Here is a 19,766-nt window from a genome sequence, read left to right as displayed (position 1 = left end):
ATGGTTCGGGGCTATCCTGCGCGGGTGGCCCCTGCGGGGGCCGCGCAAGGAAGCATTGTTGACGCGCGGGCCGCGCAAAGAGGTTTGTCATGAGTACGATCACCCCGGTTCTGATGGCTGGAGGTTCCGGCACGCGGCTTTGGCCCGTTTCCAGAAAGAGCTTTCCCAAGCAATTCGCCCAGCTGATCGGGGATGAGACGCTGTTCCAGGCCTCGGCCTTGCGCCTGTCGGGGAACGGCTTCGCCGCGCCGGTCGTGATGACCAATTCCGATTTCCGCTTCATCGTGGCCGAGCAGCTGGAACAGGCCGGGATCGAACCCGGGCGCATCGTGATCGAGCCTTCGGGCCGCAACACCGCGCCCGCGATCCTTGCCGCCGCCCTGCTGCAGGCGCAGACCGACCCCGAGGGGCTGCTGCTGGTCGCGCCCTCGGACCACGTGATCCCCGATGCGGGCGCATTCCGCGAAGCGGTCGAGACGGGCGCCGTCGCCGCGCGCCAGGGGCGGATCGTCACCTTCGGCATCACGCCCGATCGCCCCGAGACCGGCTATGGCTATCTCGAACTGGGCGGCAACGGCCCCGAAGCGGTGCAGCCGCTGACCCGCTTCGTCGAGAAGCCGGACGCCGCGCGCGCCGAGCAGATGCTGCAGGCGGGCAATTTCCTGTGGAACGCGGGCATCTTCCTGTTCAGCGCGCGCGTCATGATCGAGGCCTTCAAGGCCCACGCCCCCGAATTCATCGAGCCGGTCACCCGCGCCATCGATGAATCGCATGTCGATCTGGGCTTCCTGCGCCTTGCGCGTGCGGGCTGGGACAGCGCGCGCGACGACAGCATCGACTTTGCCGTGATGGAGAAGGCCGACAACCTCAGCGTCGTGCGCTTCTCGGGGCGCTGGTCGGATCTGGGCGGTTGGGACGCGGTCTGGCGCGAACAGCTGGACGGGCAGGCAGGGGGCAACGTCGCCTGCCGGAACTCGACCGCGATCGATTGCGACGATGTGCTGCTGCGCTCCGAGGATTCCGATCTGCAGGTCGTGGGGATCGGGCTGAAGGACCTGATGGTCGTCGCCACCTCGGATGCGGTTCTGGTGGCCGACAAGTCGCGCGCGCAGGATGTGCGCAAGGCCGTCACCGCGCTGAAGGAAAAGGGCCACAAGCAGGCCGAATCCTTCCCGCGCGATCATCGCCCCTGGGGCTGGTTCGAGACGCTGGCCCTTGCCGACCGCTTCCAGGTCAAGCGCATCGTTGTCAAGCCGGGCGCCGCATTGTCGCTTCAAAGCCATGTCCACCGGTCCGAGCACTGGATCGTGGTGAACGGCACCGCCCGCGTCACGGTGGACGATCAGGTCACCCTCGTGACCGAGAACCAGTCCATCTATGTCCCCCTGGGTGCCGTCCACCGGATGGAGAACCCGGGCAAGGTGCCGATGGTCCTGATCGAGGTCCAGACCGGCAGCTATCTGGGCGAGGATGACATCATCCGCTACGAGGACGTCTATTCCCGCTCGAGCGAAGATTGAGGCGCTGCCCCGGGGACGATCCGGGGCAGGTTCCGTCCGATCCGTCCGACAGCCCGCTACCTGCGTCGCGGGCTGTCTGGGTTCGGGGGCACAGTCGCTGCGCTGCTCGCAGCCTGACCGTCGCGTAGAAACCAATCGCTCGGGCTGGCAGGCAGATTCCTTCCCTGGGATGAGGGGCCGACCTTCCTTATCCAGCAGGCGGCAGGTAACGCGTTCACGGCCTAACCTGCCCGGATCAGCATCTACCGGCAGTGGATGCGCCGACCGGACGAGGGGGCAGGCCATGCCCGCCCCTTCGTCCGTCAGGGATCACATCGTCTCGCGGATCTGTTCGACCGTCGAGGCGATGCCTGCGCGCGGAACGCCGCGCAGCAGCTGGTCGCCGATGACGAAGCTGGGCGTCCCCTGGATGCCCATCTTTTGCGCCAGCTCGTAATTCTTGCGCAGGATCTCGGTCACGGCATCGTCCTGCATGCCCGCAATGGCCTTGTCGGCATCCACGCCGATCTCGTCCGCGATCCCGCGAAGCGCGTCGTCCGAGGCGCTGCTGCGCAGGGTGATCAGCGCGTCATGGGCAGCCTTGTAGGCGTCGTCGCCCGCAAGCGCCTTGACCGACAGCGCGAAGCGGCTGGAGCGTTCGCTATCCTCGCCGAGGATCGGAAATTCCTTCACGATCAGTCGGATATTGCCGTCATCCTCGACGGCGTCGAACACCGATTCATTGTATTGCCGGCAGACGCCGCAGCGATAATCCATGAACTCGACCATGGTCAGATCACCGTCCGGATTGCCGCCGACCCAGCTGTGATCGTCCTGGAAGATCGCCTCGCTGTTCTGGGTGATCAGCTGCTGGTCGTCCATCGCGGCGGTCTGGGCCTGGCGTTCCTCAAGTGCGGTGATCGCCTCGACCAGGGTTTCGGGATTGGCCACGAGGTATTCGCGGACGGCCTCGCCGAAGGCTGCCTTTTCTTCGTCGGACATGGACTGGATGTCGAAGGACAGGGCTGGGCCTGCCAGTGCGGTGCCCATGACAAGGGCGGCGATCATGCGCTTCATCTGCGAACCTCTGGTCGTTTCGCGACAAACAGTGGACCGACCGGTCCGGCGGCGCAAGCAGCCTGCGAACACGGCGGCGTGACCGATCCCGCAGGAAGGTGCTTGGCCCCGCAGCCCCTGTCGCGCTATCAGGGCAGCCAAAAGAACCGAGGTCCGAGCATGCGCAAATCCGATCGGGGTCAGGTGGACCCCTTCATCGTCATGGACGTCATGGCCGATGCCGCCCGCGCCGAAGCGGCGGGCCGCCACATCATCCACATGGAGGTCGGCCAGCCCGGCACCCCCGCGCCCGAAGGTGCCCGTCGCGCGCTGGCCGATGCGCTGGACGCGCCGCTTGGATACACGGTCGCGCTTGGGCTGCCCGAATTGCGGCAGGGGATCGCGGACCTTTATCGCCGCTGGTACGGGATCGATCTGGACCCCGCGCGGGTGGTCGTGACGGCGGGCAGCAGCGGCGCCTTCGTGCTGGCGTTCTCGGCCCTGTTCGAGGCGGGCGACAAGGTGGCGATGGGGTTCCCCGGTTATCCCAGCTATCGCCAGATCCTGCGGGCGATGTCGCTGGACCCGGTCGGCATCCCGACCCGCCCCGAGGACCGTTTCCAGCCGCGCCCCGAGGATCTGCCCGATGCGCAGGGCCTGATCGTCGCATCGCCCGGCAACCCCTCGGGGACCGTGCTGACCGTGCCGGAACTGCAGGCGCTGTCCGATGCCACGAAGGCGCGCGGCATGACGCTGATCTCGGACGAGATCTATCACGGGCTGTCCTATGGCGATCGCTGCCATTCCGCGCTGGAGGTGACGGATGACGTGATCGTCATCAACAGCTTCAGCAAGTATTTCTCGATGACCGGCTGGCGCGTGGGCTGGATGGTGGTGCCGCCCGACATGGTCCGCACATTCGAGCGTCTGGCCCAGAACATGTTCATCTGCCCGCCCCATGCCAGCCAGATCGCGGCCCTTGCCGCGCTGGACTGCATCCCCGAGGCCGAAGCCAACCTTGCCGTCTATGCCCGCAACCGCAGCCTGATGCTGGAGGGGCTGCCCAAGGCGGGTTTCGACCGCATCGCCCCGCCCGAGGGCGCGTTCTACGTCTATGCCGACGTGTCGCACCTGACCGACAATTCGCTGGACCTGGCCCGAGAGATCCTGGACGGCGCGGGTGTCGCGGTGACGCCGGGGCTGGACTTCGATCCGGAGCGCGGGGGGCAGTGGCTGCGCTTCAGCTATGCCCGCGCGACCGAGGACATCGCCGAGGGTCTGCGCCGCCTGACGGACTTCATGGCCGCAAGATGAAGGCGCTTGCTGCGATCCTTGCGCTGGCCATGGCGTTCCCTGCCATGGCCGAGGATGCCCGCCTGCTGACGGGGGCGTCATCCATCACGCAGGCACCCGACGGCTGGTGGCAGCGCGTCTTCGGCCCCCAGCCGCTGGAGTTCCGGCTGGTGCTGGACCGCCCCGTTCCGTGGCGCGTCTTCCTGGTGGGGGATCCGGCGCGCCTGGTCGTCGATGTCAAGGGTATAGACTTTCGCGGAAGCAGCCCGAAGGGATTGTTCGGGAACGATCTTCTTCCCGCGATCCGGTGGGGCGCCTTCCGCCGCGGCTGGTCGCGCATGGTGTTCGAACTGCCCGGTCCCTTCCGCGTCACCCAGGCCGGAATGGATGTGGGCGGCGCCGAGGCGGGCCTGCGCATCCTGCTGGATCCGGTCTCGGACGAGGCTTTCGCGCCGCGCCCCTCGGCCGCTGCCGCGCTGCGCAATCTGCCCGATCCCGCCGAGATCGTTCCCTTCGAACGCGCCGACGGTCTGATCGTGACGCTGGATCCCGGTCACGGAGGCTTCGATCCCGGTGCCCAGGCCGGAGGAGAGACCGAGGCCGTCCTCGTGCTGACCTTCGCGCAGGAGCTGCGCGACGCGTTGCAGGCGCGCGGCGTGACGGTGAACATGACGCGCGATCGCGACGTCTATGTCGGGCTGGAATCGCGCATGACCACGGCAAGGGAGGCGGGCTCTCACCTGATGCTGTCGCTGCATGCCGACGCGCTGCCGCGGGGGCAGGCGGCGGGGGCGACGGTCTATGTCTGGGACACCAAGGCCAATGCCCGCGCGGCACGGCAACTGGGGATGCGCCACGACCGCGCGGACCTGCTGACGGGCATGGACCTTGCGGGCGAGGATGACGCCCTCGCCCATGTCCTGATGGATTTCGCGCGCACCGACACGCAGCCCCGATCGGACGCCTTCGCGCGGCTGTTGGCGTCGCGCATGGCGCTGAAGGGCATCGGGCTGCATGGCAGGCCCATCCAGGGGGCCGCGTTCTCGGTGCTGAAATCGCCCGACATCGCCTCGGCGCTGCTGGAGCTGGGCTTCATCAGCGACCCGAACGACCGGCAGAACCTGACCGACCCGGCCTGGCGCGCCCGCATGGTCGAGGCGGTGGCCGACGCCACGCTCGGATGGTGGCGGGACGAGGGTGCGCGGACGCAGCTTCTTCGACGCTGACGTGCTTTGACCGTCCGGGCGAAGGGCGGTATAGAGACCTCACCTGCGTTCACAAGGCGGTTATTGCGTGCTGCGTCCCATCCTGTCCTTCTTCGGTGCGATCTTTTCCTGGGTCGTGACCGGTCTGTTCTTCGCCGCGCTGACCGTGGGCGGGATCTTCTGGATCTACAGCCGCGATCTGCCCAGCCACGAGACGCTGGCCCAGTATGCGCCGAAGACGATCAGCCGCGTCTATTCCGGCGAAGGTCAGCTGATCGACGAATTCGCCGAGGAGCGCCGCATCTTCGTCCCGGTCGAGGAAATCCCCGACCTGGTCAAGCAGGCCTTCATCAGCGCCGAGGACAAGAACTTCTACAGCCATCCGGGCTATGACCTGCGGGGCATCGTGGGGGCCGCGTGGCAGGCTGTCGCCAGTCGCGGCAACAGCGTGCGCGGCGCGTCCACGATCACCCAGCAGGTGATGAAGAACTTCCTTCTGTCCAGCGACCGCAGCGTCGAACGCAAGGTCAAGGAACTGATCCTGGCGGCGCGGCTGGAACGCACGCTGACCAAGGACGAGATCCTGGAACTGTACCTGAACGAGATCTTCCTGGGGCAGAACAGCTTCGGCGTGGCCGCGGCCTCGCAGGTCTATTTCAACAAGGCGCTGGCCGAGCTGGCCCCGCACGAGGCCGCGATGCTGGCCGCGATGCCGCAGGCGCCGGGCCGATACCACCCCGTCCGCGCCAAGGAGCGCGTGACCGAGCGGCGCAACTATGTCCTGCGCGAGATGTGGCAGAACGGCTTCATCGACGAGGCGACCTATCAGTCCGAGGCGCGTCTGCCGCTGCGCTCGGTCCAGAACGGCGACTTCCCCTCGGCCGGCAGCCAGATGCCGCCGCGCGACTACTTCACCGACGAGATCCGCCGCCAGCTGAGCCGCGAGTTCGGCGAGGAGGAGTTCTTCGGCGGCGGCCTGACCATCCGCGCCACGGTCGAGCCGAACCTGCAGGACCAGGCCGCATCGGCACTGCAACGCGCGCTGGAGGATTACGACCGCGGTCGCGGCGTCTGGCGCGGCACGGGCGAGGTGATCGCCGCCGACCTGCTGGACGACGAGGCCGAGTGGCGCGGCGCCCTGTGGGACCTGCGCCTGCCGCGCGACATTCCCGGCTGGCACCCCGCCGTCGTGCTGGAACTGGGCGCAAGCGACGCCCGCATCGGCATCGAGGGGATCGAGGAGGACGCCGACGGCCACTGGATCCCCGCCCGCGACGTGCAATGGGCGCGCAGGCTGGACCGCGACAGCGGGCAGCTGGGCCCGCGCGCGCAGGTCGCGTCCGACCTTCTGGAACTGGGCGACGTCGTGCTGGTGCGCGCGATGACCAGCGACAGCGACGGCAGCTTCATCCGCTGGACGCTGCGGCAGGTGCCGCAGGTGCAGGGCGGCTTCATGGCGATGGACGTGAACACCGGGCGCGTGCTGGCGATGCAAGGCGGGTTCTCGTACCAGTCCTCGGTCTTCAACCGCGCGACGCAGGCGCAGCGCCAGCCGGGTTCGGCCTTCAAGCCCTTCGTCTATGCCGCCGCGCTGGACAACAACTATACCCCCGCGACGATCGTGGTGGACGAACCCATCCGCATCAACACGCCGCAGGGCCTGTGGGAGCCGAAGAACAGCTCGGGTCGCCATTACGGTCCGACTCCCCTGCGCACCGGGATCGAGCAGTCGCGCAACCTGATGACCATCCGCATCGCCGACGATATCGGCATGGAGAACGTCGCCCGCTATGCCGAGAGTTTCGGCGTCTATGTCAAGCTGCGGCCCTTCCTTGCCAACTCGCTTGGCGCGCAGGAGACGACGCTGTTCAAGATGGTCGCGGCCTATGCGATGTTCGCCAATGGCGGCGAGCGGGTCGAGCCGACGCTGGTCGACCGCGTGCAGGATCGTCGCGGGCGCACCGTCTATCGCCACGACAAGCGTGTGTGCGAGACCTGCGGCATGCAGGCGCTGCCCTTCGGCCAGGGGCCGGTCATCGACAACAATCGCGAACGGGTGATGGACGCGGTCACGGCCTATCAGCTGACCTCGATGATGGAGGGCGTGGTCAAGCGCGGGTCGGGCAAGGGCGTGAACCTGCCCGTGCCGATCGCGGGCAAGACGGGCACCACGAACGACGCAAAGGACGTGTGGTTCATCGGCTATTCCAGCAATATCGTGGCGGGCTGCTATCTGGGGTACGACCAGCCGCGGTCGCTCGGGTCCAGCGCCTATGGCGGGACGCTGTGCGTTCCGGTCTTCAACGCCTTCATGCGCGAGGCCGTGCGCGAATTCGGCGGGACCGAGTTCAAGGTCCCGCCGGGCGGCTACTGGGTCAAGATCGACCGCGTGACCGGCCAGCGCCTGCCGGACGATGCGACGGGGCCGAACGTCATCAGCGAATATTTCCGCGACGGGACCGATCCGGACTGGCTGTCGCCCTATGTCGTGTCGGGCTTCGGGGACGCCACCGTCATCCTGCCGTGGGAGGCCGGTGCCTCGGGCCGGACGGGGCAGTCGATCACCACCTCGACCGGCCAGAAGCGGGTCATCCCCAAGCGGCCCGATTTCGGGACCATGTCCTCGGGCGGGCTGTATTAACCGTTCAGCAGATCCACGTGGCCCAGCAGGTCGACGCGGTTCTCCTCGACCCAGGCGAAGCAGTCGCCGATCCGGGCCAGCTCGGGCAGCGGCTCGAACCCGTGGGCGTGCCACAGGCTGTCTGGATCGGCCTGCAGGATGCGGATCAGCGTGGTCGCGACGATCCGTCCGCCCACGCCGGTCAGGCGACCCTGGCCGCCGGCATCGGCCTCTTGCAGGGCATAGAACCACATCGGCGTGCGCGTGATCCCCGCATCGGCCAGAACCTCGGGCGCGGGCAGGGCGGGCAGGTCCAGCGCCGCCGCGGCCTGCTGGCCGCTTGCGATCTCCAGCGCGTAACGGTCGCGCAGGATGTTGCGCAGCGGCAGCTTGCGCGCCAGTTCGACCGGGACTTCGGTACCGTTTGGCAGGTGCAGGCCGTCATGGATGAAAGGCAGCTCGAACAGGCCCTCGGCCACGCCCAGCCCGACGGGGCGGGCCTTCTGCGCAGGCTGGTGTCCCGACTGGAAGAACAGCCCCATGTCCATCTGGTGTTCCGCCGTCCGCTTGCCGCGATGCCCGAAGATCGAGATCTCGGTCCCCGGCGACAGCTGATAGCGGTTCCTGACGGTCGCATGGCCGAAGCGGAAGCAGGCGCCCGAGAACTCGACCGGCATCAGCGGCGCGTCGCTGAGATAACCCGCGCCTTCCTTCGCGTCGTGAAGCGCATTCTGCGCCACGAAACCCGGAAGAAAATCGTCCATGACATGCGTCTGATAATGCAATTGGACGAAACGCCGGGCGATTTCATAATCATTTACCGGTATTCTCGCATTTCCCGACCACAGGTCGTTCGAGGTTCCGGCCATCGAGCGATCGCGGATGTCCGAGGCCATCGGCCCGTTGGTGTGAAGCTGCCGCAGGATCAGGTTGTGCAGGCAGATATATGCGCCCTGGATCTGGCTGACGAAGATGTTCTCGTCGTTGCGCGGGTCGCCGATCAGCGCCGTGCCCTTGGCGTTGCGCGCCAGGTCCAGGTGATAGTCCGACCGCCCGAACAGCAGGTAACCCTCGTGGCCCTCCAGCTCTGTATAGAGATGCGGGCTGGCTTCGGGGCCGTCGCCATAGACGCAATCCATGTCCATGTTGGGCGTGCGGATGTTGCGGATGCGGCGCGGGTCGATGGTGCGGCCGATGACGCTGGTCACGTCGAAGGTCACGTCGTGGTCGATGAACTGCCCGAAGAAGGTCAGCCCCGCATCGGCGGGCCCGCTGTCGTCATCCAGCCGCAGCGTGTCGATCAGGCTGCCGAAGACCGACAGAAGCACCTGTTCGTCGCCGTGCCAGACAAGCGGGTTGTGGTTCAGAAGGCGACCGAAGACCTGGGGCAGGACATGATCGGTGCTGTTCAGCGCCTCGCCGTGAAGGCAGGCTTCGACGAAGCGGTCGAAACCGCTCATTCCGTGATTTTGATGGGACATGATAACCTCGGGGACATTTAAAAGATCACGGGCCAAAATATAAAGGAAATAACAATTGAATCAATTTAAATGTAATTTGATTATCCATAATGGATTAATCCTTTCGGCGCGGCGGCTTCGCCCGGTCTTGCCGCCGGATGCGGGGCAAGCTATGTCTGCCCCTCGCACCAGAAGGGGAATTCCATGCGCGCCGAGACGCAGTCCACAATCGAATCCATCCGTCGCTCGTTGACGCTGCTGGGTCAGCGCATGGACCGGCAGACCGCGCCCCATCGCCTGGAAGAAATGAACGCCATGATCGAGGATGGCGACCTGTGGTCCGACCCGGCCCGCGCGCAGAAGCTGATGCGCGAACGCCAGGCGCTGGCCGACGCGATCGAGACCTATCGCCGGATCGACGCCGACCTGACCGCCAATGCCGAGATGGTCGAACTGGCCGAGGAAGAGGGCGATGCCGATCTGGTCTCCGAGGCCGAGGCGAACCTGAAATCGCTGGCCGAGCTGGCCGCGCAGAAGGAACTGGAGGCCCTGCTGAACGGCGAGGCCGACGGCAACGACACCTTCCTGGAAATCAACGCGGGCGCGGGCGGCACCGAAAGCTGCGACTGGGCGTCGATGCTGGCGCGGATGTATGTCCGTTGGGCCGAGAAGAAGGGCTACGAGGTCGAGCTTCTGTCCGAGACCGGCGGCGACGAGGCGGGCATCCGCAGCGCGGCCTACAAGATCAGCGGGCACAACGCCTATGGCTGGCTGAAATCGGAATCGGGCGTGCATCGCCTTGTCCGCATCAGCCCCTATGACAGCGCCGCGCGCCGTCACACCAGCTTCAGCAGCGTCTGGGTCTATCCGGTGGTCGACGAGAATATCGAGATCACGGTCCCCGACAACGAGATCCGCATCGACACCTACCGCTCGTCCGGTGCGGGCGGTCAGCACGTCAACACGACCGACTCGGCGGTGCGGATCACGCACATCCCGACGGGCATCGTGGTGACCAGTTCCGAGAAGTCGCAGCATCAGAACCGCGCCAACGCCATGGCCGCGCTGAAGGCGCGCCTGTACCAGATGGAGCTGGACCGCCGCAACGCCGAGATCAACGCCCAGCACGCCGCCAAGGGCGAGGCCGGCTGGGGCAACCAGATCCGGTCCTACGTCCTGCACCCCTATCAGATGGTCAAGGACCTGCGCACCTCCGAGGAAACCAGCGACACGCAGGGCGTGCTGGACGGCGATCTGGATGCCTTCATGGCCGCCACGCTGGCGCTGGATGTCGCCGGGAAAAGCCGCGCCGAGGCCAACGCCGAGGACTGATCCCCCGGCAGCTTGCGTCATCGGCCCCGCCTTCCTATCCTTTCTGCGACTGCGAAAGGAATGCGGGGCTGGATGGAACGCAAATCGGTCAACCTGGCCCTGCAGGGCGGCGGGGCGCATGGCGCCTTCACCTGGGGCGTTCTGGACCGTCTTCTTGACGAACACTGGCTGGAGATCGCCGCCGTCAGCGGCACCTCGGCCGGGGCGCTGAACGGCGCGGCGCTGAAGGCGGGCCTGGGCGCGCATGGCGGGCGCGCGGGCCGCATGGCCGCCAAGGAGAACCTGGACCGCCTCTGGTCCGAGGTCGGCCTGATGAGCGACAACCGCATCGTGCGCTGGACGCAGTCGCTGATGCCGATGAACCGCACGATGCAGCGCTGGACCGAGATGTTCCAGCCCTCGGCCTGGCTCGAGAACCTGACCCGGATCTTCAGCCCCTACGACTACGGCCCGCTCTATACCAACCCGCTCGGGCCGCTGATGCAGGGGCTTCCCTATGCCGATTACGCCTGCGCGGGCGGCCCCGAGCTGTTCGTGGCCGCGACCAATGTGCGGACGGGGCGGCTGCGGGTGTTCACGGGCGCGGATGCGACGGTCGATGCGATCATGGCCTCGGCCTGCCTGCCGACGATGTTCCAGGCGGTCGAGATCGCGTGCCCCGCATCGGGCATGACCGAGGCCTATTGGGACGGGGGATTTACCGGCAACCCGGCCCTGTTTCCGCTGTACGAGGGGCGGTTCCCGCGCGACATCATGATCGTGGCGATCAATCCGCTGGTCCGCGACGTGGTCCCGCGCAGTCCGGTCGAGATCGCGGATCGCGTGAACGAGGTCAGCTTCAACAGCTCGCTCCTGTCGCAGCTGCGGGCGATCAATTTCGTCAAGAAGCTGTTCGACGAGGGGCGGATGAACAACCGCGCCATGAAGAACGTGCTGGTGCACCTGATCGACGACGACAAGCTGATGAACGACCTGAACGCGCGGTCCAAGCTGCTGCCGCGGCCCGGGATGCTGGAGGACATGAAATCCGCGGGGCAGGCGGCGGCCGATGCATTCCTGGACCGGCACGCCGACAAGTTGAACAGGGCCGACAGCTTCGATCTGCGGACCCTGTTCGACAATCCCGTCGCCTGATCAGAAGGCGGCGGCGATCTTCGCGGCCAGGCGGGCGTTGTTCAGCACCAGCTCGATATTCGAGGCCAGCGAGCGGCCCTCGGTCAGTTCGAAGATGCGGCCCAGCAGGAAGGGCGTGACGGCCTTGGCCGCAATGCCCTGCGCCTCGGCCTCGGCCAGCGCCTGTTCGATCACGGGCATGATCTCGTCGCGCGCGATCTCGGCATCGGCCGGGATCGGGTTCGCGACCAGCTGGCCGCCCTTCAGGCCCAGGCGCGCGCGCATCTTCGCGGCCCCGGCGATCTCCGCCGGATCGTCCATGCGCAGCGGCGCCTTGATGCCGCTCTCGCGCGACCAGAAGGCGGGCAGCTCGTCCTGACCGAAGGCGATGACCGGAACGCCGAGCGTCTCCAGAACCTCCCAGGTCTTGGGCAGGTCGAGGATCGCCTTCGCGCCCGCCGCGACGACGGTGACGGGGGTCTGGCCCAGCTCCTGCAGGTCGGCCGAGATGTCGAAGCTGGTTTCCGCGCCGCGATGAACGCCGCCGATGCCGCCGGTGGCAAAGACGTGGATGCCCGCCAGTTCGGCGCAGATCATCGTGGCCGCGACCGTCGTGGCGCCGGTGCGACCGTTCGCGATGCAGACGGCCAGATCGGCGCGGCTCAGCTTCATCGCCTGGTCGGGCGGGGTCTGGGCCAGCGCGGTCAGTTCCTCGGTCGTCAGGCCGACATGGATGCGACCGCCCATCACGGCGATGGTCGCGGGGACCGCACCGCCTTCGCGGATGACATCCTCGACCTTCTGGGCCATTTCCAGGTTCTGCGGCCAGGGCATCCCGTGGGTGATGATCGTGGATTCCAGCGCCACGACCGGGCGGCCCTGCTTCAACGCATCTGCGACTTCGGGCGAGAAGCTGAGGGGGGCATCTTTCATCAGGGGACGTCCTTTCCGGAGACATGCGCGGCAGAGGCTTCGACCGCCTGCCGCAGGGCCGCATCGCGCGGCTGGTTCTTCAATTCGGCCGCAAGATGCGCGGCAAGGAAGCAGTCGCCCGCGCCGGTGACGCGCGCGACCGTGACGGGGGGCGGGCGATGGGTCAGGGTCGGCCCGTTGGCCATCGCATCCGCCGCCGCATGGGGACCGTCCGTGACCAGCACGCGGGCGGCGCCGCGCGCGACCACGGCCTCGGCGGCGCTGGCGGCATCCGCGCAGGCGCGCCCGGCCAGGATCTCGGCCTCGAGACGGTTGAGATAGAAGCAGCCGCGCCGTGCGGCGATCAGGGGCTCCAGCCGCTCGGCCTTGCCGGGGCTTGCGGGCACCACGCGCAGATCGGCATGGGACAGGCGCGGATCGCGGGCGATCACGGCCAGCAGATCCTCGGTCAGGTTGCCGTCCAGCACCACCGGGCGCGACCAGGCGGCCAGCGCGTCGTCCAGGGGCGAGAGGATCGCGTCGCCCGCCTCCTCCAGCGAATGGGCGTCGGCGATGGCCGCGATCAGCCCCTCGCTGTCCTCGATGCCCATGTAGCAGTCGGTGGGCAGGCCGCCGTCGCGGAACAAGTGTCCGGTCAGCACGCCAAGGCGCTCGGCCTCGGCGATCAGGGCCTCGCCCTCGGGGTCGCGGCCCACGGCGGACAGCACGGCGGGCGAGACGCCCCAACGGGCCAGCGCGACCGCGACATTCAGCGCGACGCCCCCCGGAATGTGGCGGATCCGTCCCGGCACATCCGCACCGGGCGCCATGCGGCGCGGCGCGCGGCCGATCACGTCCCACAGCATCGCCCCGATGCACAGGACCTCAGGCGTCGTCGTCATCCATTTCCCTCAGTTCGGCTTCCAGGAAGCGTTCGAAATCGTCCAGGTCCACCGGATCGAATTGTCCGAAGCCCTGCATCCAGACCGAGGCCATGCGCATTCCCGAAGGGTCCAGCATGCACCAGGTGATCCGGCCCCGCCGTTCCTGACGGATCAGGCCCGCGGCTGCAAGCACCGAGAGGTGCTTGGACACGGCCGCAAGGCTCATCTCGAAGGGCTGGGCGACGTCGCTGACGGCCATGTCGTCTTCCAGCAGCATCGACATGACGCGCCTGCGCGTGGGATCGGCAAGGGCCGCGAAGATCAGGTCCAGCCGGTCGGGGCCGGATGGTGGAATGGGGGCAGGGGGCATATGGGGATCGGGCCTTGGTCAACCAGCGGGTTGAATAATGTCCTGCCGCGCCGCGGAATGCAATGCGCGCGACGAAATGGGAATATGACGCTTTTTCATGGGCTTGCAACGGGGAACCCCGTGCTTGACTTGGGGGGCTGTTCTTTCTAGACAGCCTGCAACGAACACGGGGGCGTGAAGCATGGCCGGTGAACCCCGGGACGACGCGGAAAAGGGATCGGATGCCGACCGTCTCCGCGCGCTCGAGGAGAAGCTGGCCGCGAAGGCACCCGGTCCGCGGACCCCAGGTCCGATGGGCAAGTACGAACAGGCCAACCTGGCCTGGCGGATGGTGATCGAGCTTGTGACCGGGCTGGGGCTTGGCGGGGCGATCGGTTACGGTCTGGACTATCTTCTGGGGACGATGCCCCTGATGATGGTCGTCTTCATTTTTCTCGGCCTCGCGGCCGGCATCAAGACGATGATGCGCACCGCGGGCGAGATCGACAAGGATACCGGCCCGAGGTCGGGCAGTGACGAGAGGGATTGATCGTGGCGACGGAAGCGACTGGCGGCGGCCTTGAATTCCACCCGATGGACCAGTTCGTGGTCAAGCCGCTCTTCGGCGGGGCCGAGGTCCACTGGTGGACGCCCACCAACGTCACGCTGTGGCTGGCGCTGACCGCGCTTGCGTCCATCGCGCTGCTGGTGCTGGGCACCCGTGGCCGCGCCGTGGTCCCGAACCGCGCGCAGTCGGTCGCCGAGATGGCATACGGCCTCGTCCACAAGATGATCGAGGACATCGCCGGCAAGGACGGCCTGCAGTACTTCCCCTACGTGCTGACGCTGTTCATGTTCATCTGCTTCGGCAACATGCTGGGCCTGGTTCCGACCGCGTTCACCGTCACCTCGCATATCGCGGTGACCGGCGTGCTGGCCATGGCCGTGTTCATCGGCGTGACCGTCATCGGCTTCGTCAAGAACGGCAGCCACTTCCTCGAACTGTTCTGGATCAAGTCCGCGCCGCTGGCCGTGCGCCCGATCCTGGCCGTGATCGAGGTCATCAGCTACTTCGTGCGTCCGCTCAGCCTGTCCATCCGTCTGGCAGGCAACATGATCGCGGGCCACGCCGTCATCAAGGTCTTCGCAGGCTTCGCGGCAATCGCCGCGGTCGCACCCGTCGCCATCGTGGCCGTCGTCGGCATGTATGCCTTCGAAGTGCTGGTGGCCTTCGTGCAGGCTTACGTCTTCACGATCCTGACCTGCGTCTACCTCAAGGATGCGCTGCACCCGTCGCACTGAGGCGACGACGCGCAGCGACAGCGACCCCTGCCGGGGTCGCCCAACCAAGATCGCCAATCTTCCAACCGCAAGGAGAGATACCATGGAAGGCAATATCGCAGAACTGGGCCAGTACATCGGCGTCGGCCTGACCGCGTTCGGCATGGGCTTCGCAGCCCTCGGCGTGGGCAACGTCGCCGGCAACTTCCTGGCCGGTGCCCTGCGCAACCCGTCGGCTGCTGCCGGTCAGACCGCCACGCTGTTCATCGGCATGGCCTTTGCGGAAGCACTGGGGATCTTCTCGTTCCTCGTCGCGCTTCTGCTGATGTTCGCGGTCTGATCCCACGCCATCCTTGCGGCGGGGTGGGGGTTCGCCCCCGCCCCATCGTGATCTTCAAGGCCATGGGGTAGGAAATGTTCAGCCTGTTGCAAGAGGCCGCCACCCACGCGGTCGAACACTCTGAGGGCGAAGTCGTCGGTCACGACGCAGCCCACGGCACCGATGCCGCGGCCCACGGGGCCGATGCAGCGGGCCATGCCGAAGCCGCGGGACTTCCGCAGCTGGATCTGACCACGTTCGGCAACCAGATCTTCTGGCTGGTCGTGACGCTGGTGGTCCTCTATCTGGTCCTGTCGCGCGTCGCGCTGCCCCGTATCGCCGCCGTCCTGTCGGACCGTCAGGGCGCGATCACCGGCGATCTGATGGCCGCCGAGGAATTCAAGCAGAAGGCCCGTGCGGCCGAAGCTGCCTATGACAAGGCCCTGGCCGATGCCCGGTCCGAAGCTCAGGCGATCGTGGCGCAGAACCGCGCCGAGATCCAGGCCGAGCTGGACGCGGCAATCGCCAAGGCAGATGCCGAAATCGCGGCCCGCACCGCCGAATCCGAAGCACGCCTGCGCGAGATCCGCGCATCGTCGGATGCCGGCGCGCGCGAAGTCGCACGTGATGTCGCCGCCGAACTGGTCGCGTCCTTCGGTGGCAACGCCGATGCCGCCAGCATCGACGCCGCCATCGACGCCCGGATGAAAGGAGCGGTGCAATGAAGCGTCTTCTCGCAACCGCAGCCGCCGGCGCGATGATCGCCGGTCCGGCAGCCGCCGCGACGGGTCCGTTCTTCTCGCTGCGCAACACCGATTTCATCGTGCTGCTGGCGTTCATCGTCTTCATCGGCGTGCTGGTCTACTTCAAGGTTCCGGCCCTTCTGGGCGGCCTGCTGGACAAGCGTGCCGAGGGGATCCGCGCCGATCTGGACGAGGCACGCCGCCTTCGCGAGGAAGCGCAGGAGATCTATGCCAGCTACGAGCGCCGCCAGCGCGAAGTGACGGGCCAGGCCGAGGAAATCGTCGCCAATGCCCGTCGCGACGCCGAGGCTCAGGCCGCACGTGCGCAGGACGACCTGGCGCGTTCGATCGACCGTCGCCTGCAGGCGGCCGAGGATCAGATCGCCAGCGCCGAGAACGACGCCGTGCGCGCCGTCCGTGACAAGGCCGTCGCCGCTGCCGTGTCCGCCGCCTCCGAGCTGCTGGCAAAGCAGGTCCAGGCGGGCAACCGCTCGGCCGGGATCGACGATGCGATCGAGGATGTGGCGCGCCGCCTGAACTGAGCGCCGCCCCGTCCCTGGAATGAAGAAACCCCCGGTGCCACGTGGCAGCCGGGGGTTTCTCGTTTCCGATTGGGCGGGGCCGGGGTGAACCGGCCCGTCCTTTTACTGCGTCGGGCGGATGATGATCTCGACCCGGCGGTTCTGCGCACGACCCGATGCGGTGTCGTTCGACGCGACGGGCTGCGTCAGGCCGCGGCCGACGGCGACCATGCGGTTCTGGCTGACGCCTGCCGCCGACAGGATGCCCAGAACCGACTGCGCGCGGCGCTGCGACAGGTCCTGGTTATAGGACGCGCTGCCGGTATTGTCGGTATGGCCGATCACCTCGACGCGGCTGTTCGGATACTGGTTCAGGTTCCGCGCCACGGCATAGAGATCGCTCTGGGCGGGGCCGGAAACCGCGGCGCTGTCGGTCGCGAACAGGATGCCCTCGGGCATGACGACCTGCAGGTAGGACCCGTGGTTCACGATCTGGACGTTCGGGTTCTGGATCGACTGTTCCAGCGCCGCCGCCTGGCGGTCCAAGATGTTGCCCGCGATCGCGCCGGCAGCCGCGCCGATGATCGCGCCACGCGCAGCATCGCGGCCTTCGTTGTTGTTGTCGTCGTCGCGCGTCGCGCCATAGAGCGCGCCAACGGCGGCCCCTGCCAGCGCGCCCTGCTGGGTGCGGCTGAGACCGGTGCCGGTCCCCGTGCCCGTGGCGTTCGGATCGGCGCAGGCGCCAAGGACCATGAGGCCGGAAACGGCCAGGATTGCGGTGCTGCGGAGTTTCATCGGAGCTCCCTTTCGATGTTCCGGTGGCGGGGCATGTGCCGCGCCGTCTTGTTCTTGTCGGCCCGCTGTCGGGCCGGTTTCAACGCGTGGCACGCTGTCGCAGTTCCGGGCAAATGGAAAGCCAAGTTTCGGTGAACTGCACGGTCCGGTGCGGAATTCCGCGCGGCGCTTGCATTGGCGCGCGGGCGCGGTCAAAAGCGGGGGATCATGTCGAAACGCCTTCCCCCAGCCTTGCCCTTCGGCACGCAGGTCGCGATCTTCTCGCGGTTGCAGGACGCCAACCCCGCGCCCGAGACCGAGCTGAATTTCGTGAACCCCTACACCCTGGTCGTGGCGGTCGCGCTGTCGGCCCAGGCGACCGATGTCGGGGTGAACAAGGCCACGCGCGGGCTGTTCGCGCAGGCCGACACGCCGCAGAAGATGCTGGATCTGGGCCTCGAAGGCGTGACCGAGCATATCAAGACCATCGGCCTGTTCCGCCAGAAGGCGAAGAACGTCATCGCCCTGTCTCGCATTCTGGTCAAGGATTACGGCGGCGAGGTTCCCGACAGCCGCGCCTCGCTGATGTCGCTGCCGGGGGTGGGGCGCAAGACCGCGAACGTGGTCCTGTCCTGCGCCTTCGGGCATCCCGCGCAGGCCGTCGACACCCATATCTTCCGCGTCGGCAACCGGACCCGCATCGCCCCGGGCCGCGACGTGGACGAGGTCGAGCGCGCGATCGAGGATCACGTCCCCGCGCGTTTCCAGACCCATGCCCATCACTGGCTGATCCTGCACGGACGCTATGTCTGCCAGGCGCGGCGGCCCCGCTGCGCCATCTGCCCCATCGAAGAATTCTGCGCATTCGAGGAGAAGACCGAATGAACGAGCCCTATGTCATCGGCATCGGCAATGCCGTCATGGACATCATCGCCCCCACCGAGGAAGAGCGCCTGGCACAGCTGGGGATCGAGAAGGGGATCATGCAGCTGGTCGACCGCGAACGCTCGGAATACCTGATGGCGGCGCAGGCGGACGACCATTCCGAACGCCATTCGGGATCGCGCATGGCGGCGGGCGGCAGCGTGGCGAACACGCTTGCGGGCATCGGCAAGCTGGGCCTGCGCACCGCCTTCATCGGCTGCGTCGCCGATGACGAGATCGGCCGCAGCTATGTCGCCCAGACCGAGGGTGCGGGCACGCGCTTCGTCAACGCGCCGGTTCCGGGCGGCAGCCTGCCCAGTTCTCGCACCATCATCTTCGTGACCCCCGACGGAGAGCGGTCGATGAACACCTATCTCGGCATCTCGGCCGAGCTGGGGCCGGAGGATGTCGATCCGGCGGTCTTCGACGGTGCGGGCTGGCTGTTCCTGGAGGGGTACCTGTTCGACAAGCCGAAGGGCAAGGACGCCTTCATGAAGGCCGCCGACCAGATCCACCGCGCGGGCGGGCAGGCGGGCATCGCGCTGTCGGACCCGTTCTGCGTGGACCGGCATCGCGACGATTTCCGCGAACTGGTCGCGGGGCGGATGGATTACGTCATCGGCAATGTCCACGAATGGCAGTCGCTCTATCAGGTCGAGGACCTGGAAGAGGCGCTGCGCCTTGCGACCGCCGATTGCGGCACGGTCGTCTGCACGCGCTCGGGCGACGATGCGATCCTGATCCGCAACGAGGAGCGCGTGACCGCGCCGGTCCATCGCGTGGTGCCGGTGGATGCGACGGGCGCGGGGGACCAGTTCGCCGCCGGGTTGATCTATGGCCTTGCCTCGGGGCGGCCGCTGGAGGTCGCGGGCCGCATGGGCTGCATCGCCGCCGCCGAGGTGATCGGCCATGTCGGCGCCCGCCCCGAGCGCGACCTGCTGGCGGATTTCCGCGCTGCGGGTCTGTGACAGAGCGCCGGCTGCCGCCTCGATGCACATCGCACGGCGGAAATTGAACATCTTCGTCGAGGGCGGGTGGACATGTCCGCTCGCCCTCGGGCTGTATTGATGCAGCGAAGCAACTCGGCTTCGTGTTTGACGACTGACGGACAAGGCGCAGTGCACTGTGCCTGCAAAATTGGTCTTGAAAACTCCGTCAGCCAAGCAGATGGCTTCGGTGGGAACTCCATGCCGCTCGTTGGCGTCGGCACCAATGCGCCGAACATGTGGCCCGTCCGCATCCGCGCGGGTGCCCCGCGACAGAGGCTGCCTGTTGCGGATCTGCTGGTCTCGCAGAAGTATCGCATCCCGTCCGTCCGCTGGTGAAGGGCGTCCACGGGCGGAAACTGGCCGAGCGTCACCTGTCGAACGACAAGTCCGTCCTGGAATTCCACTGACCCCTCAGTGGCTTCACGTCTGCCTGTTCCACGGGACGGGCAGGCGTTGTTGCGTTGCGTGCCGGGGTTCCTGCGTGTATCACCG

At 67.1% G+C, this 19,766-nt stretch carries 20 protein-coding genes; 14 read left to right on the top strand and 6 right to left on the bottom strand.

Annotated elements, in window-relative coordinates:
* Window positions 1–89 precede the first annotated feature (89 nt).
* Window positions 90–1,520: a mannose-1-phosphate guanylyltransferase/mannose-6-phosphate isomerase gene (locus F804_RS0108905; protein WP_022707403.1), complete on the top strand. Its 1,431-nt coding sequence runs from the start codon at window positions 90–92 to the stop codon at window positions 1,518–1,520.
* 309 nt (window positions 1,521–1,829) lie between these two features.
* Here the strand turns inward: F804_RS0108905 and F804_RS0108900 are convergent, their stop codons facing one another.
* Window positions 1,830–2,576, bottom strand: coding sequence for a DsbA family protein (locus F804_RS0108900; protein ID WP_022707402.1), 747 nt, complete (start codon window positions 2,574–2,576; stop codon window positions 1,830–1,832).
* A gap of 159 nt (window positions 2,577–2,735) precedes the next feature.
* Here F804_RS0108900 and F804_RS0108895 point away from each other — a divergent pair, with 159 nt between their 5' ends.
* From F804_RS0108895 to F804_RS0108885, 3 genes are all read left to right on the top strand, one after another.
* Window positions 2,736–3,869 carry a pyridoxal phosphate-dependent aminotransferase gene (locus F804_RS0108895; protein WP_022707401.1) on the top strand — a complete coding sequence of 378 codons (1,134 nt, stop codon included), beginning with the start codon at window positions 2,736–2,738 and terminating at the stop codon, window positions 3,867–3,869.
* On the top strand, window positions 3,866–5,074 hold the full coding sequence (locus F804_RS0108890) for an N-acetylmuramoyl-L-alanine amidase (protein ID WP_022707400.1): 1,209 nt from the start codon (window positions 3,866–3,868) through the stop codon (window positions 5,072–5,074). Before F804_RS0108895 ends, F804_RS0108890 begins: the two co-directional genes overlap by 4 nt.
* A gap of 67 nt (window positions 5,075–5,141) precedes the next feature.
* Window positions 5,142–7,694, top strand: coding sequence for a penicillin-binding protein 1A (locus F804_RS0108885; RefSeq protein ID WP_022707399.1), 2,553 nt, complete (start codon window positions 5,142–5,144; stop codon window positions 7,692–7,694).
* On the opposite strand, the gene F804_RS0108880 is transcribed toward F804_RS0108885, so the two are convergent.
* Complete coding sequence (locus F804_RS0108880) at window positions 7,691–9,133, bottom strand: peroxidase family protein (protein WP_022707398.1); 1,443 nt, start codon at window positions 9,131–9,133, stop codon at window positions 7,691–7,693. The genes F804_RS0108885 and F804_RS0108880 overlap by 4 nt on opposite strands.
* 204 nt (window positions 9,134–9,337) lie before the next feature.
* Between F804_RS0108880 and prfB the strand changes: the two genes are divergently transcribed.
* Window positions 9,338–10,465: a peptide chain release factor 2 gene (gene prfB, locus F804_RS0108875; RefSeq protein ID WP_022707397.1), complete on the top strand. Its 1,128-nt coding sequence runs from the start codon at window positions 9,338–9,340 to the stop codon at window positions 10,463–10,465.
* Between the two features lie 72 nt (window positions 10,466–10,537).
* On the top strand, window positions 10,538–11,599 hold the full coding sequence (locus F804_RS0108870) for a patatin-like phospholipase family protein (RefSeq protein WP_022707396.1): 1,062 nt from the start codon (window positions 10,538–10,540) through the stop codon (window positions 11,597–11,599).
* On the opposite strand, the gene F804_RS0108865 is transcribed toward F804_RS0108870, so the two are convergent.
* The 3 genes from F804_RS0108865 to F804_RS0108855 are packed head-to-tail and all read right to left on the bottom strand — an operon-like array spanning window position 11,600 to window position 13,744.
* Complete coding sequence (locus F804_RS0108865; protein WP_022707395.1) at window positions 11,600–12,511, bottom strand: pseudouridine-5'-phosphate glycosidase; 912 nt, start codon at window positions 12,509–12,511, stop codon at window positions 11,600–11,602.
* Window positions 12,511–13,392 (bottom strand): PfkB family carbohydrate kinase, encoded by an 882-nt coding sequence (locus F804_RS0108860; protein WP_022707394.1) that lies wholly within the window; start codon window positions 13,390–13,392, stop codon window positions 12,511–12,513. The genes F804_RS0108865 and F804_RS0108860 overlap by 1 nt, the downstream gene beginning before the upstream one ends.
* Complete coding sequence (locus tag F804_RS0108855) at window positions 13,376–13,744, bottom strand: ArsR/SmtB family transcription factor (RefSeq protein WP_022707393.1); 369 nt, start codon at window positions 13,742–13,744, stop codon at window positions 13,376–13,378. Before F804_RS0108855 ends, F804_RS0108860 begins: the two co-directional genes overlap by 17 nt.
* 181 nt (window positions 13,745–13,925) lie before the next feature.
* Between F804_RS0108855 and F804_RS0108850 the strand changes: the two genes are divergently transcribed.
* The 5 genes from F804_RS0108850 (at window position 13,926) to F804_RS0108830 (ending at window position 16,608) form a co-directional block, all read left to right on the top strand.
* Window positions 13,926–14,273 (top strand): AtpZ/AtpI family protein, encoded by a 348-nt coding sequence (locus tag F804_RS0108850; RefSeq protein ID WP_022707392.1) that lies wholly within the window; start codon window positions 13,926–13,928, stop codon window positions 14,271–14,273.
* 2 nt (window positions 14,274–14,275) lie between these two features.
* Window positions 14,276–15,025, top strand: coding sequence for a F0F1 ATP synthase subunit A (locus F804_RS0108845; RefSeq protein ID WP_028725805.1), 750 nt, complete (start codon window positions 14,276–14,278; stop codon window positions 15,023–15,025).
* 82 nt (window positions 15,026–15,107) lie between these two features.
* Complete coding sequence (locus F804_RS0108840; protein WP_022707390.1) at window positions 15,108–15,344, top strand: F0F1 ATP synthase subunit C; 237 nt, start codon at window positions 15,108–15,110, stop codon at window positions 15,342–15,344.
* A gap of 74 nt (window positions 15,345–15,418) precedes the next feature.
* A complete protein-coding gene (locus F804_RS0108835; RefSeq protein WP_022707389.1) occupies window positions 15,419–16,048 on the top strand; it encodes a F0F1 ATP synthase subunit B' in 630 nt (209 codons plus the stop codon).
* Window positions 16,045–16,608, top strand: a complete 564-nt coding sequence (locus F804_RS0108830) for a F0F1 ATP synthase subunit B (RefSeq protein WP_022707388.1) — start codon at window positions 16,045–16,047, stop codon at window positions 16,606–16,608. Before F804_RS0108835 ends, F804_RS0108830 begins: the two co-directional genes overlap by 4 nt.
* Window positions 16,609–16,710: 102 nt before the next feature.
* Here the strand turns inward: F804_RS0108830 and F804_RS0108825 are convergent, their stop codons facing one another.
* Complete coding sequence (locus F804_RS0108825) at window positions 16,711–17,382, bottom strand: YiaD family glycine zipper/OmpA-like lipoprotein (RefSeq protein WP_022707387.1); 672 nt, start codon at window positions 17,380–17,382, stop codon at window positions 16,711–16,713.
* 207 nt (window positions 17,383–17,589) lie between these two features.
* Between F804_RS0108825 and nth the strand changes: the two genes are divergently transcribed.
* The 3 genes from nth (at window position 17,590) to F804_RS17360 (ending at window position 19,610) form a co-directional block, all read left to right on the top strand.
* On the top strand, window positions 17,590–18,246 hold the full coding sequence (gene nth, locus F804_RS0108820) for an endonuclease III (protein ID WP_022707386.1): 657 nt from the start codon (window positions 17,590–17,592) through the stop codon (window positions 18,244–18,246).
* The gene (locus tag F804_RS0108815) at window positions 18,243–19,253 is read left to right on the top strand and encodes an adenosine kinase (RefSeq protein WP_022707385.1); all 1,011 of its coding nucleotides are present in this window, start codon (window positions 18,243–18,245) and stop codon (window positions 19,251–19,253) included. Before nth ends, F804_RS0108815 begins: the two co-directional genes overlap by 4 nt.
* A gap of 219 nt (window positions 19,254–19,472) precedes the next feature.
* The gene (locus F804_RS17360) at window positions 19,473–19,610 is read left to right on the top strand and encodes a Hint domain-containing protein (RefSeq protein ID WP_022707384.1); all 138 of its coding nucleotides are present in this window, start codon (window positions 19,473–19,475) and stop codon (window positions 19,608–19,610) included.
* The last annotated feature ends 156 nt before the right edge of the window (window positions 19,611–19,766 follow it).

Origin of the sequence: Paracoccus zeaxanthinifaciens ATCC 21588, assembly GCF_000420145.1 — a bacterium.
GTDB lineage: Bacteria > Pseudomonadota > Alphaproteobacteria > Rhodobacterales > Rhodobacteraceae > Paracoccus > Paracoccus zeaxanthinifaciens.
The sequence above is the reverse complement of the archived record's forward strand: the minus strand, read 5'-3'. Positions and strand labels throughout refer to the sequence as shown.

Excerpts from the sequence above, each read along its gene's own strand:
- F804_RS0108905 (WP_022707403.1), top strand. The coding sequence starts at position 90 with ATGAGTACGATCACCCCGGTTCTGATGGCTGGAGGTTCCGGCACGCGG.
- F804_RS0108900 (WP_022707402.1), bottom strand. The coding sequence starts at position 2,576 with ATGAAGCGCATGATCGCCGCCCTTGTCATGGGCACCGCACTGGCAGGC.
- F804_RS0108895 (WP_022707401.1), top strand. The coding sequence starts at position 2,736 with ATGCGCAAATCCGATCGGGGTCAGGTGGACCCCTTCATCGTCATGGAC.
- F804_RS0108890 (WP_022707400.1), top strand. The coding sequence starts at position 3,866 with ATGAAGGCGCTTGCTGCGATCCTTGCGCTGGCCATGGCGTTCCCTGCC.
- F804_RS0108880 (WP_022707398.1), bottom strand. The coding sequence starts at position 9,133 with ATGAGCGGTTTCGACCGCTTCGTCGAAGCCTGCCTTCACGGCGAGGCG.
- prfB (WP_022707397.1), top strand. The coding sequence starts at position 9,338 with ATGCGCGCCGAGACGCAGTCCACAATCGAATCCATCCGTCGCTCGTTG.
- F804_RS0108870 (WP_022707396.1), top strand. The coding sequence starts at position 10,538 with ATGGAACGCAAATCGGTCAACCTGGCCCTGCAGGGCGGCGGGGCGCAT.
- F804_RS0108865 (WP_022707395.1), bottom strand. The coding sequence starts at position 12,511 with ATGAAAGATGCCCCCCTCAGCTTCTCGCCCGAAGTCGCAGATGCGTTG.
- F804_RS0108860 (WP_022707394.1), bottom strand. The coding sequence starts at position 13,392 with ATGACGACGACGCCTGAGGTCCTGTGCATCGGGGCGATGCTGTGGGAC.
- F804_RS0108855 (WP_022707393.1), bottom strand. The coding sequence starts at position 13,744 with ATGCCCCCTGCCCCCATTCCACCATCCGGCCCCGACCGGCTGGACCTG.
- F804_RS0108850 (WP_022707392.1), top strand. The coding sequence starts at position 13,926 with ATGGCCGGTGAACCCCGGGACGACGCGGAAAAGGGATCGGATGCCGAC.
- F804_RS0108840 (WP_022707390.1), top strand. The coding sequence starts at position 15,108 with ATGGAAGGCAATATCGCAGAACTGGGCCAGTACATCGGCGTCGGCCTG.
- F804_RS0108835 (WP_022707389.1), top strand. The coding sequence starts at position 15,419 with ATGTTCAGCCTGTTGCAAGAGGCCGCCACCCACGCGGTCGAACACTCT.
- F804_RS0108830 (WP_022707388.1), top strand. The coding sequence starts at position 16,045 with ATGAAGCGTCTTCTCGCAACCGCAGCCGCCGGCGCGATGATCGCCGGT.
- F804_RS0108825 (WP_022707387.1), bottom strand. The coding sequence starts at position 17,382 with ATGAAACTCCGCAGCACCGCAATCCTGGCCGTTTCCGGCCTCATGGTC.
- nth (WP_022707386.1), top strand. The coding sequence starts at position 17,590 with ATGTCGAAACGCCTTCCCCCAGCCTTGCCCTTCGGCACGCAGGTCGCG.
- F804_RS0108815 (WP_022707385.1), top strand. The coding sequence starts at position 18,243 with ATGAACGAGCCCTATGTCATCGGCATCGGCAATGCCGTCATGGACATC.
- F804_RS17360 (WP_022707384.1), top strand. The coding sequence starts at position 19,473 with ATGCCGCTCGTTGGCGTCGGCACCAATGCGCCGAACATGTGGCCCGTC.